Origin of the sequence: Verrucomicrobium sp. BvORR106, assembly GCF_000739655.1 — a bacterium.
Taxonomy (GTDB): Bacteria; Verrucomicrobiota; Verrucomicrobiia; order Verrucomicrobiales; family Verrucomicrobiaceae; genus Verrucomicrobium.
In genome coordinates this window covers 26,864-39,071 of sequence record NZ_BATR01000017.1, presented here as the reverse complement: position 1 = coordinate 39,071, position 12,208 = coordinate 26,864, and the positions used below count along the sequence as shown (strand labels likewise).

Sequence of the window (12,208 nt, the reverse complement as noted above, 5' to 3'; positions counted from 1 at the left end):
GAGCGGATGAGCATGAGCAGTGCACCTTTGCTGGCGTCATAGGCGCAGGAGTTGACCTCGCCTTGAAACCCATTGGTGCTGGAGGTGATGATGATGCTTCCCGGCCTTCCAGTTGTCACCAGATGGCGTGCAAAGGCCTGGGCGAGGAAGAACGTGGAGGTGAGATTGAGCGCCATGGTGCGGTCCCAGCGCTCCCGCGTCATTTCCAGAACCGGCAGGTCAAAGAAGCTGCCGGCATTGCACACCAGTAGATCCAGCGCCGCATCGGCTGCGACGGCCTCGGCCATCAACTGCTCTGCCGCCGTCTCCTGGGTGAGGTCGGCCAGCAGATAGACCGCCGGTTCCGGCACGTCGGACGGACGTGTCTGGTGGCCGTGATAGATCACCCGGGCCCCGGCTTCGGCCAGGCCTTGTGCGACCGCGAACCCGATGCCCTGCGAAGACCCCGTGACCAGGGCGGACCGTCCCTCAAGAGAGAATGCTTTCATCATGCAGCTTCAGATACGCGAGGGTGTTGGTGGAGGCAATGCGCGTCACTACCTCGGGCGGGCTCGCTTTCAATGCCGTCACCTCCTTCTCGTAGGTGCTGATCAGCTTCACCACCTGATGATTGATCTCTGCGGCGTAGCTGTAGAAAGGGGAGTCACTGCCCCACATAAACTTGGTGGGATACGCTTCCGCGATGTCGGCAATCACTCGTTCTGGGCGGGAGTAGTCGCTGTCGAAGCGTCGGGAACGCGGGGCGATGTAGGGGAGATCATCCACCGCGCCCACGCAGTGAATGCAGTGCGCGGAGCAGTCGAACCACGTGTTGGGCAGGGCGTTCACGCGGTCCAGACACTCCTTGTCGTAGCGGCAGGAGTGCGCCAGGCAAAAGCGGACGTCGGGGTTCGCCTCCGCGAGATCAAGGATGTCGGACGCCTGGGCCCAGAGATCACTCTCTGCGACACTGCTGTGAATGAGAAAGGGGACATCCCACTCCCGCGCCAGTTCCAGGAAGACCTGGCCTTCATGGGCGAGTCGTTTGATGTCGGCCTGGATGATCGTGCTCTGGATCTTGATGCCGTGAAAGCGATACTGTTCCCTGAGGCGATGCAGCTCGACCGCCTGGGCGGCGGTCTCGCGTAGGGGGTCCACCATCACGAATGGCAGTGTCTTGCGTCCCTCTTCAGGAAACAACTTGTGACACTCCTCCAGCAGGCGGCGGTTCTCAAAGGCGTAGGGCACCTTCTCCAGGCCGCCGGAGCCGAAGCCCGCCTCGCCGGCGCGGAACCTGGTGGTGTCCATGGCGGCATAGGAAACAAAAGGAAAGACGACCCAGTGCGTGACGCCCAGGGCCCCGCCCTCCTGGATCATGGCCACGAGCTGCTGGGCATAGGGGAAGTCGCCATGCAGGTAAAAGAGCAGGTCCGCTCCAACGTGGTTGTGGCAGTCGATGAGCATGGGAAAGAGGGCGTTGATGAAAGGGGTGGTCACCAAGCGGTCCAGCCGCCGTCCACGGCGAGGTTCTGACCGGTGATGAAGCTGGAGGCATCGCTGAGCAGGAAGACCACGGCACCGGCGATCTCGCTGGCGTGACCCACGCGGCCCATCGGGACCCTGGAGGAAAGTCGGCTGACAAAGTCCGGGTGATCCACCTGCACCTTGGGATTGGGAAAAGGCCCGGGCGAGATGGAGTTGCAGCGCACGCCGTGGGGACCGTGATGCACGCCAAAGTAGCGCGCCATCTGCTGCACCCCGGCCTTGCCCACTCCGTACTCGATCGGGTTGGGCGTCATGGGTTCCTTATACACCCTCGGATCCGGCGACACGGAGCCGTACATGCTGGAGAAGAGGACCATGCTGCCGCGTCCCTGGCGGGCCATAGCGGCCGCGACCGGTCGGGCCAGGCTGAAGGTGGCGGTGAGATTGCCGTGATTGGCGGCATCAAACTCTGCTGCGCTTAATTCGTCCAGCCGCCTGGCAGTGGATTGAAAGGTCATCACCACCAGGCCGTGAGGTGTGCCCCGGGTGACCAGTTGTGACTCCACGAACTGCGTTGCCTCGTCCACCTCGTTCACATTCAGAGAGGCCGGGGTGACTTGGTCGTTCCAGCCAGATTCCGCCACGGCATGAGTAGCCCGGTCCTCCATGTCCACGCAGAGCACCCGGGCTCCCATGGCGAGGAGTTGCGTCACCACAGGCCGGCCCAGATAGCCTGCGCCGCCAAACACCCAGATGTCTCGCTGGTGGAGCTGAAACAACGGGGCGTGCATGATTCTCCGGTGGTTGTGTGGGGGAAGGGGTGAAGCCCGAAGGGGGGCAGTCAGGTAGGTTGGGGATTTTGGCTTGCAGGCACAGGGCGAACAAGCGTAGGCTCCTGGTCACTTCCCCTGACCAGACCAGATGTCGCCCCCAGACCTCTCCTCGCAGCCCGCCCTGCCTCAGCGATACTCGCTCACGGCCCAGACCGTGCACAGTCTGAAGGAGGGTGTGCGTTCCGGGCACTGGCAGGGGTTCCTGCCAGGAGAGCGGGATCTGTGCGCCCAGCTTCAAGTCAGTCGCCCCACGTTGCGGGCCGCGCTGGAGGTGCTGGAAGCGGATGGCTGGGTCGCGGCATCGGCCCGGCAGCGTCGTCGCATCTGCGCCGGGGTGCAGGCTGCGACAGAGGCGGAGCCTTCCCGCCTCATTGCCGCCATTTCCTCCCGCCCCTTGCTGGAGATGGCCCCCACCTCGATGTGCCTGGTGGATGATTTGCGGGCGAGTCTTAACCGTGCGGGGTTCAGCTTTGAGCTGCACATCAGCCCGGCCAGTTACACGGAGCATCCTGACCGCTCCTTGGACGCGCTGGTGAACCGGGTGCCGGCGGCGGCCTGGGTCATCTTTGGCTCAAAGGACCCCATCCAGCAGTGGTTTGTGAGGCGTAAGCTGCCTTGTCTGGTGGTGGGATCCAGCTCGCCTGAGATCGCGCTGCCTTCCATTGACTCGGACTTCCGCGCCACCTGTCGGCATGCCGGTGGCCTGCTCCGGCGCAAAGGACATCGCAGCATCGCGCTCGTCCTGCCCCGGGGGGCCTTCGGCGGCGATGCCGACAGTGAAAAGGGGTTTCTGGAGGCCATGGCTGCGGAACCTGCCACTGTGCCCACGGTGATCCGGCATGACGGCACCGCTCCGCATCTCTGCAAGCTCATCGACAAGGCCATGAGCGCTTCGCATCCGCCCACCGCCTTTATTGTGGCGCGGGGGCTGCATGTCGTCACGGTCATGATGCACCTCCTGCAGAAGGGCAAACGGATCCCGGAAGACGTGGCCGTGATCTCCCGTGATGATGACGCCTTTCTTGAACATGCCGTGCCGCCGGTCGCCCGTTATGCCACCAGCCTGAGCCAGTTCACCCGACGGGTCTCCAACGCCGTGCGCCGACTGGCCGAGCACGGTCGGGAGCCCGTCCGGGCCATCCGACTCACCCCCAAGTTCCTCCCCGGCGGCACTGTCTAGTCCTCGAACTCTCCCATTTCGTACCTCTCTTCATGAACTCCCATCACGCATTTGACCCCAAGGCTCCTGATCTGGGCTTCGATCCCTACGATCTGCTCATCCATGCCGTCGCACCGCGGCCCATCGCCTTTGTCTCCACGCTGTCCGCAGATGGCGTCCCCAATCTCGCTCCGTTCTCCTTTTTCATGGGCGCAGGGTCCAATCCGGTGAGCGTCTGTTTTTCCCCCTGCACCAAGGAGGACGGCTCCTTCAAGGACACCCTGCGCAACATCCACGCGACGGGAGAGTACGTCATCCACACGGTCTCTGGGGCGATGACGCAGGGGATGGTGGCTACTTCTCGTCCGGTGCCCTACGGGGTGAGCGAGTGGCCGGACAGCGGCTTCACAGCGGTGCCCTCGCTCAGGGTCAAGCCACCCCGCGTGCTGGAGGCTCCATTCGCCATGGAGTGCAAGCTGCACACGGTGGTGCATCACGGCAGCGGACCGGATGCCGCAAACTACATCATCGGTGAGGTGGTCATGTTCCACGTCGCCCAGGGGCTGATGACCTCGGATCCCTCTGAGATCCAGCCGGCCGCGGTGGACTACGTTTCGCGCTTGGGCGGTGCGTCCTATAGTCGTGTTTTGCCCGAATCGTTGTTTGTCATGCGTCGTCCGGCCCCTTAAAGTACAATCTCTGGAGAAACAGCCCCTTCGTTCCGACAGGGCTGGCCATCGTTTCATCCCCCCAACCCTTCTACGAGCCATGAGAACCTCGAATCCCGCGCTTTCGGAATCCACCTTCGCCGAGCTTCGGGTCGGTGCATCGCAACCCGCCATGACCCTGCAGGGTACGGTGAACAAGACCGCCCTGTTCATGGTGATCGTCTTTACCTGCGCCTGCTACACCTACAAGCTCGGCATGGCAAACCCCTCGGCGGCCATGCCGTGGATGATCGGTGGCGCCATCGCCGGTCTGGTGTTGTGCCTCATCACCGTCTTCAAAAAGGAATGGGCCGCCTTCACTGGCTCCTTGTATGCTGTGGCTGAGGGGCTCTTCGTCGGTGCTCTCTCCGCCATGTATGCCCTCCAGTTTCAGGGCATTGTGTTGCAGGCCGTATTGCTCACCCTGGGCGTTCTGTTCGCGCTGCTAGCGGCGTATTCCCTGCGCCTCATTAAGGCCACAGAGAACTTCAAGCTCGGCATCTTCGCTGCCACTGGCGGCATTGCCTTGGTGTACGTCATCACCATGGTGCTGGGCTTCTTCGGCATCCAGATCCCCTACATCCACGGCAGCGGTCTGATCGGCATCGGCTTCAGTGTGTTTGTGGTAGTGATCGCCGCATTGAACCTCGTCCTTGATTTTGACTTCATCGAGCAGGGCGTCGAGCACGGTGCCCCCAAGTACATGGAGTGGTATGCCGCCTTTGGCCTGCTGGTCACACTTATCTGGCTGTACGTGGAGATCCTGCGGTTGCTGGCGAAGTTGGCTAGCCGGAAGGATTGAGAAGGGCAGTGAAAAGTTGAGAGTAAAAAGTCAAAAGTGGCGCTGGCAGGAGTCAGCGCCTTTTTTGTGATTCGTGACCGATCCCAGAACCTCATCGGGAAGTTGGGGCGTTGATTTTGACGATCTGATCGTGTCTCAGTCCGGGCTATCCGATGCCGGAGGCATCAAAGCCATTAGCCGGAGAGTGAAGGAGCGGAGCGACTGATACCTCCGGAAGATCAAAATGAGTGTTGCATCCCGGAGTGGATGCCAGCGAGGTCCAGTTGCGGGCGCAGGTCGCTGGCACCAGAGTCCCGGGTCAGGACCTTCTCCTCCTGCCTCCCGCGAAAGCGGGACAAACTTTTCCATCCTCCATGCTGGAAAGCAGACGAAGTCTCCGTTTAGCTGCACTCATGAAACGCGCATTTCTCTACTCCCTCGTTGCCGCCGCCCTCACGCTTCACTCTGCCTCGGCGGAGGAAGGCAAGGCCATCTTCAATGGCAAAGATCTGACCGGCTGGGAGGGGAACAAGGATCTCTGGTCCGTCAAGGACGGGGCCATCACCGGCCAGACCCCGGCTTCTGAGGCGGATCCCAAGAAGAGCCCGCTGAGCCACAACACCTTCCTGGTCTACAAGGACGGCAAGGTGGGTGACTTCGAGCTCACCTTCAAATATCGCATCGTCGCCGGGAACAGCGGCGTGCAGTATCGCAGCAAGGAGCTGGCCCCAGGGCAGTACGGTCCGGTGGTGAGCGGTTACCAGGCCGACTTCGAAGCTGGTACGACCTACAGCGGCATCCTCTATGAAGAGAAAGGCCGTGGCATCCTCGCCCAACGCGGCCAGAAGACGGTGATCAAGTCTCAGGCCAAGAACCCCGCTGATCCCAAGAGCAAGGACTTCGCGGTGGAAGCCACCGGCACTGTCGGTGACAGCAAAGAGATCCAGGCCTCTATCAAGAGCGAAGACTGGAATGAGTACAAGATCGTGGCCAAGGGCAACCACCTCCAGCACTTCATCAACGGCAAGCAGACCGTGGACGTGACGGACGAAGACGCCGCCAATGCTCCCAAGGAAGGCATCCTGGCTCTTCAGATTCATGCCGGTCCTCCCATGATCGTCCAGTTCAAGGACCTGATCCTCAAGCAGTAGTCTGGCAGTCCTGATTTCCTCTTTGAGCCCGCCTTGCGCATCCCTCTGGGAAGTGCGAGAGCGGGCTCTTTCTTTGTTTGTCTCCCGACCCGCTGCATGTCTGCCGAGCTCCTGCCCCTGCTTCATCTCACGCCTGAGGGCGTTCTGGTTTTGACCCCAGAGGGGCTCGCGGAAACCGACGAGGTGCCGGGCAAGCTGGAGAAGGCGTTGCGGGCCGCTGACGCCGATGAGGGGAGCCCGACGGCCGCGCTGCTGACTTTGGCCGGGGAAGATGCGGATGGTGACCTGCCCGCCGACCTCGCCTGGTGGCGTCATCTGGTGCGGGAGTTCATCATGCAGTTCTGTCAGGTGCCCGGTCTGCGGGAGGGCGCCTGGCAGACCCCTGTGGCGACCCCGGCCTCCGCACTGATGGAGAAGTGGATTCAGGAAGCACCTCCGGTGCATGGCATGGAGTACCTGAGCCCGGAGAGGTTGGCCGTATTGTGGCAGGCGCTGCACGGCACCCTGGCGGCGCGGATCGTCGCAGCCGGGAGTGACGTAGAGGCCGTCTTGCGGGAGCTGCACCCCGTGTGGCGCATGGTCGGCAGGGTCACCCTGCATCTGGCGGAGAACAAACGCGATCCCCAGCGTCCCTTCGCCTTCATCGCCACCTACACCCACCGGGTGAATGCCCGGAGTGAACCCCAACATCTGCCGCTGGCCCGTGCCTTGCAGGACAGTGCAGGGCGGAATGATCGCAGTGCCTTGCAGACGCTGCTGGAGCCGCTCAATGCCGCGTCCAAATGCAGCGCTCTCGTGCAGCAGCTCATCGCCTCCAAGCGTGTCTTTCAGGCACTGGCCTGGGAACCAGCGGAGGCCTTTGCCTTTCTTCAGGAGATCCCCGTCTTTGAGGAGAGCGGCTTGCTCGTAAAGGTGCCGGACTGGTGGCAGGGGCGCCGACCGCCTTCACCGCAGGTGCAGGTCACCTTGGATGCGGGAGACAAGCAGAGCACGGTGAGGGCGCAGGTGCTGCTGAGCTTCAATGTGAATGTGGCCCTCGGTGGCGAGCCATTGACGCGGGAGGAGATCGCCAAGATCCTCGCTAGCGACGCTCCGCTCATCTCGTTGCGGGGCAAGTGGATCGAACCCGACCGCGAGCGCCTCCAGCAGGCGCTCAATCACTGGCATCGTGCGGAGGCTGCCAACCGCGACGGCGTGCCCTTTCATGAAGGATTGCGCTGGCTGGCCGGGTGGAATGGCGGAGCGGGTGCCGTGGCGGAGGGCTTGACGCTGGATGACACCGGAGGGCTGGCCAACTTCATCGCCGGGGACTCATTGCGCAAACTCCTGGGTGACATGCGGGCGGAGACGGACAGCGCTGGCAGCAAGCCTCCCGCAGGGCTCAAGGCCACCCTCCGGCACTATCAACAACGTGGGCTGGATTGGCTGGACTTCATGGGTCGCCTCGGGTGTGGTGCTTGCCTGGCCGATGACATGGGTTTGGGCAAGACCTTGCAATTGATCGCCCTAGTGCTGAGGCGTCGTGAGGCCCGCGTGAAGGCGAAGCAGCCCCTCGCCCCCAGTCTGGTGGTGGCTCCGGCTTCGCTTCTGGCCAACTGGGAACGGGAGTTCAGGAAATTCGCGCCGGAGGTGCCGGTGGTCATTGCTCACCGCTCCTCGTTGAGTGCCGGCGAACTGGCCAAGGCGGAGGCCGGGGAGCATCCTGCGATGAAGCAGGGCGGTGTGTTCCTCACCACCTACACCACACTGGGCAAGCTGGCGGGCTTCAATGAAATCACCTGGGATCTGGCGGTGCTGGATGAGGCCCAGGCTATCAAGAATGCCGGGTCCAGTCAGGCCCGCACGGTGAAGAAGCTGCAGGGCACCCTGCGCATCGCCCTCACGGGCACTCCGGTGGAGAACCGTCTGGGCGATCTCTGGAGCCTTTTTGATTTCCTGAACCCTGGATTGCTGGGATCCGCCGGTTCCTTTGCCGCCCGGGCACGACAGATGGCGAAGGCGGGCAGCGGCTACGCTCCGCTGCGCAAGCTGGTGCGCCCCTTCATCCTGCGGCGCGTGAAGACGGATCCCGCCATTGCGCCGGACCTCCCGCGCAAGACGGAGATGACCGCCTTCTGCTCGCTGTCCAAGCGGCAGGCGCAGCTCTATCAGCGGCTGGTCACCGCCCTGGCCCGTGAACTGGGGGACACGGAAGACCAGATCCAGCGGCAGGGCGTGATCCTGGCCGCGCTCATGAAGCTCAAGCAGATCTGCAACCATCCCTCGCAATGGAGTGGTGACAGCCGTTACCTGCCGGCGGACAGCGGCAAGTTTCAGCGGCTGGAGGAGCTCTGCTCCGGTATCGCAGATCGCCAGGAGAAGGTGATTGTCTTCACCCAGTTTAAGGAAATGACCCTGCCGGTGGCCGACTATCTGGCCGCGGTGTTTGGTCGCCCCGGACTGGTGCTGCACGGCGGTACGGCAGTGGGGAAACGCGGCCAGCTGGTGGAAGAGTTCCAGAGCCCTGGCGGCCCACCCTTCTTTGTCATCTCCGTCAAGGCCGGCGGCACGGGGCTTACGCTCACCGCCGCGAGTCACGTCATCCACTTCGACCGATGGTGGAATCCGGCCGTGGAAGATCAGGCCACTGATCGAGCCTACCGCATCGGTCAGACGAAGGCGGTCATGGTGCACAAGTTCGTCTGCCAGGGCACGCTGGAGGAGAAGATCGACGGCATCATCCGTGAGAAGCGCGGGCTGGCTCAGGAGATTCTGGGCGGAGATGGTGACGGGGCCGTGAAGCTCCTGACCGAGATGAACGACAAAGATCTCGTCGAGTTCCTGCAGTTCCGTGCTATGGGCGCTGAGTAACCTGCCTCTCCCTCTCCCACCTGCGCATGTCCTGGAACTCCTACAGCTACGACGACTTCGAAGATCGCGCCGCCGCCAAGGCGAGGACGAAACGCAAGGTGGATCAGCGTCGCAAGAAAGGGGAACTCCTGGCTCCGGTGGTGCCCAAGGCCAAGCTGGGGCTGAGCATCACCTTCTGGGGAAAAGCCTGGAATCGCAATCTGGAGGCTTACAGTGACTACTCCAACCGTTTGCCACGGGGGCGTACCTATCTCCGGCAAGGATCGGTGATGGATCTTGCCATCGAGCAGGGGGAGATCACCAGCACCGTGATGGGGTCAGATCTCTATGAGGTGCGCATCGCCATCAAGCCTCTGGCGAAGGCCCGGTGGCAGAACCTCAAGGACGATTGCACGGGACGCATCGGATCCCTGGTGGAGCTGCTGGGAGGCAAGTTGAACGACCACATTCTCCAGCAGGTGACCGATCCGGCGGGCGGGTTGTTTCCTGCGCCCAAGGAGATTGTTATCACCTGCTCGTGTCCGGATTACGCGGGCCTCTGCAAGCATGCCGCCGCCACGCTCTATGGCGTGAGCTGCCGTTTGGACGATGATCCCTCCCTCTTTTTCAAACTGCGCGGGGTGGATGCGGCAGAGCTCATCGGGACGAGTGCCGTGGACGCGGTTCAGGCACTGACGGCAGTGGATGGGGGTTCGCAGGAGGGGGTGATTGATGTCTCGGACTTGTCCGATGTGTTCGGTATCGATCTGGGCAGTCTGGAAATCCCCGATGGGCTTCTGGATGCCATCCCGTCGGCCAATCCTGAGCCTGCAGTGAACACCCCGCCCAAGAAGAAGGCGGCGGCCAAGAAAGCTGTCAGCAAGAAAGTGGCGAAAAAGGCCAAGAAAGCTGTCACAAAGAAGAGCGCGGTCAAAAAGAAGAAGGCATAGGGACGTGGGCAACTCAGCTCACTCTGCTCTGCTCTTCTTTTGATCCTCTTGTTATGAAAGCTCTTCTGCCTGTCTGGCTGGGTCTGGTGATGGTCCCGGCGTTGTTTGCCCTGGATCCTCCGCCGACGCTGAGTGTGGACCTCGCGGGCAATGGTCAGTCGCAGACCTATACTGTGGAGCTGAGCCGCTCGAATCCGGATGCTGATTTCGAATCCGCCGTGCTTAAGGCGGGTAAAGAATCCATCCCGTTGGGCAAGGAGTTCACCGGCTTCACCGTCGCGCTGGAGGCTCACCGAGTTTCCGGCGATCAGCCAGCCAAGGTTCTGGAAGTCACGGCCGAGGGCGACAGCGACTACCTTGTCCGCTACTTCTTCGCCATGGTGAACGGCCAGCTCAAGCAGGTGGGCAAGGTGAAAGGCCAGGGGGATCTGAAGGTGCCCGGGAACGGCACGTTGATCGCCACGGCCTGGATGGGTTTCTGGATGAAGACAGAGAAATACGTCTTTGGCAAGGACCTGAACCTCACCCAGATCCCGCAGGAGTTTTATTCGCTGGGCATTGAGGAAACCTCCGGCATTGAAGGCACCGTGGTGACCTCCTTCCCGGTGTATCAAAAGCGTGATGGCAAGACCGTGCTCGCCAACACCCGCAAGGGCAGCAAGTTCCGCGTGCTGCTCTGGGATCCCTCGTCAGCGAAGCCCGGCGATGACATTGAAGCCATGGCAAATCAATGGTATTTGATCCGCACGGAAAGCGGCTTCACCGGCTGGGTTCGAGCCAAGCACCTTGAGATGGAGTTTGCAGAACTGCCGTGGGCGGGGTGACGATTTTGAGACAGGATTGACAAGATTTTTGACGGATTGACAAGATGAGGGTGGGAGGCTCGATGCTGCTGAGCTTGGAGAACGGCTTGTTTCAGTCTGAGTTAAGTCCCTTGGCATTTCTGAATAGCTGCCTTCGAGTTCGTTGCGTTTCTCCTCCGCTGTGGTATTCATAAAGAGAACCTCCTCATCGCTACGATGAACGCTGCAACCATCGAAAAAGAAGCCTTGCAACTGACTGAGGTCGAGCGTGCTGTGCTCGCGGACAGGCTGATCGAGAGCCTTGATCATACGCCGTCTGAATTGAAGAAATCTTGGGCCGATGAGGCAAACTCTCGCTTGGACGCTTTCCAAAAGGGTGAAATTCTCGCCTTGGACGGACCCAAAACGCTGAATGCCCTCAAGAGCCGGTTTCAGAAGTGAGATACCGGTTGCTTTCGCCAGCAGCAACGGAGTTGGACGACGCTGCGGCCTATTATGAATCCAAGGTGCCCGGACTAGGGGCAGAGTTCTTGGAGGAAGTCGATCACGCCATCGATTTAATGTTGCGATTCCCCGAGGCGTGGGGACGTTTGACACCCAGATTCAGGCACTGCAACGTTCGACGATTCCCGTACACGCTGATCTACAGTAGGAGCAATGAGAACGAGCTATTGATCGTGGCAGTGTTCCATCAAAGCCGGGAGCCGCAGTCTTGGAGAAAGAACTTACGGCCCCCGTACTTGGATTGAGGGAAATGAAATCCCGTGACCTTCCGATATCTACCGAAGGCCACGGCGCCGCCAATGACGGGCGCTACTTCTTCGCCACGCCCTTGATGCTGAAGTCATCGTACTGCACGTCCACGGGGTTCGTGGTAAGACTGATCAAGGTCTTGCTTTCGTGGGCGATGCCTTCGGACTTGAACTTGCCCACGGACTTGCCGTCCAGCAGCACTTCGATTTCATCGCCCTGGGTGCGGGCGGTCAGGGTGTGCCAGTCTTGCAGGGTCAGCTTCACGGGGAAGCTCTTGTTCTTGCTCTTGAGGAGTTCCTTGTCCTCGGCGCTCAGGCCGCCGGGCTCTTTCTTCTTGGCATAGATGTCGTTGCGGAAGTTTCCGGTCTTGGCGTCGCCGATGTTCACCGCCGTCGGGCTCACGTTGACGTTGCAGATGTGACCGGCGTGAGAGCCTTTGAAGGTCTTGTCATCGAACCAGAGATTGAAGCTCTTGGCCTTGTCGCTGGTGTAGCGGAACTTCACGTTCACCTCGAGGTCCTTCTCGGGTTCAATCACCACGTTGTCCACGGCGGAGTGGTCGGAACCCTCAGGCGTGATGCCCTGAAGCACGCCGTCCTTCACCACACTGCCACTCTTGTAGTGGCCCCAGCGTTTGCCGAAGCTGTCTTTGGCAAAGTCGTCAGCGAAGATGGTGCGGCTGTAGATGCCGGTATCCTGAGCCAGAGCGGAGGCGGCGGTGAGGGTGGCGAGGAGCAGGGGAAGGCAGGATTTCATCTTGAAGGGTAGGTTGCACAGG

Annotated in this window: 12 protein-coding genes; 8 read left to right on the top strand and 4 right to left on the bottom strand. The window is 61.4% G+C overall.

Annotation, left to right across the window (positions count from 1 at the left end; all coding sequences use genetic code 11):
* From BV106_RS03060 to BV106_RS03050, 3 genes are all read right to left on the bottom strand, one after another.
* On the bottom strand, nucleotides 1-491 hold a 491-nt coding region (locus BV106_RS03060; protein ID WP_265595285.1), incomplete at its 3' end, for an SDR family NAD(P)-dependent oxidoreductase.
* Nucleotides 469-1,443: an amidohydrolase family protein gene (locus tag BV106_RS03055; protein WP_038160317.1), complete on the bottom strand. Its 975-nt coding sequence runs from the start codon at nucleotides 1,441-1,443 to the stop codon at nucleotides 469-471. The genes BV106_RS03055 and BV106_RS03060, both read right to left, overlap by 23 nt.
* Nucleotides 1,444-1,472: 29 nt before the next feature.
* Nucleotides 1,473-2,255 carry an SDR family oxidoreductase gene (locus BV106_RS03050; protein ID WP_038160314.1) on the bottom strand — a complete coding sequence of 261 codons (783 nt, stop codon included), beginning with the start codon at nucleotides 2,253-2,255 and terminating at the stop codon, nucleotides 1,473-1,475.
* Nucleotides 2,256-2,385: 130 nt separating this feature from the next.
* Between BV106_RS03050 and BV106_RS03045 the strand changes: the two genes are divergently transcribed.
* The 8 genes from BV106_RS03045 (at nucleotide 2,386) to BV106_RS03010 (ending at nucleotide 11,118) form a co-directional block, all read left to right on the top strand.
* Entirely contained in the window at nucleotides 2,386-3,477 is a 1,092-nt protein-coding gene (locus BV106_RS03045) for a substrate-binding domain-containing protein (RefSeq protein ID WP_038160311.1), read from the top strand.
* Between the two features lie 32 nt (nucleotides 3,478-3,509).
* Nucleotides 3,510-4,145, top strand: a complete 636-nt coding sequence (locus tag BV106_RS03040) for a flavin reductase family protein (RefSeq protein WP_051944884.1) — start codon at nucleotides 3,510-3,512, stop codon at nucleotides 4,143-4,145.
* Nucleotides 4,146-4,224: 79 nt separating this feature from the next.
* The gene (locus BV106_RS03035) at nucleotides 4,225-4,965 is read left to right on the top strand and encodes a Bax inhibitor-1/YccA family protein (protein ID WP_038160308.1); all 741 of its coding nucleotides are present in this window, start codon (nucleotides 4,225-4,227) and stop codon (nucleotides 4,963-4,965) included.
* Between the two features lie 392 nt (nucleotides 4,966-5,357).
* A complete protein-coding gene (locus tag BV106_RS03030) occupies nucleotides 5,358-6,095 on the top strand; it encodes a DUF1080 domain-containing protein (protein WP_038160305.1) in 738 nt (245 codons plus the stop codon).
* A 96-nt stretch (nucleotides 6,096-6,191) separates the two neighbouring features.
* A complete protein-coding gene (locus tag BV106_RS03025; protein ID WP_038160302.1) occupies nucleotides 6,192-8,945 on the top strand; it encodes a DEAD/DEAH box helicase in 2,754 nt (917 codons plus the stop codon).
* Between the two features lie 26 nt (nucleotides 8,946-8,971).
* On the top strand, nucleotides 8,972-9,874 hold the full coding sequence (locus tag BV106_RS03020; protein ID WP_038160299.1) for an SWIM zinc finger family protein: 903 nt from the start codon (nucleotides 8,972-8,974) through the stop codon (nucleotides 9,872-9,874).
* Between the two features lie 53 nt (nucleotides 9,875-9,927).
* Nucleotides 9,928-10,698 (top strand): SH3 domain-containing protein, encoded by a 771-nt coding sequence (locus BV106_RS03015; RefSeq protein ID WP_038160296.1) that lies wholly within the window; start codon nucleotides 9,928-9,930, stop codon nucleotides 10,696-10,698.
* Nucleotides 10,699-10,893: 195 nt separating this feature from the next.
* Entirely contained in the window at nucleotides 10,894-11,118 is a 225-nt protein-coding gene (locus BV106_RS03010; RefSeq protein WP_038160294.1) for an addiction module protein, read from the top strand.
* A gap of 372 nt (nucleotides 11,119-11,490) precedes the next feature.
* On the opposite strand, the gene BV106_RS03000 is transcribed toward BV106_RS03010, so the two are convergent.
* Nucleotides 11,491-12,186, bottom strand: coding sequence for a hypothetical protein (locus BV106_RS03000; RefSeq protein ID WP_038160287.1), 696 nt, complete (start codon nucleotides 12,184-12,186; stop codon nucleotides 11,491-11,493).
* Nucleotides 12,187-12,208 lie beyond the last annotated feature (22 nt).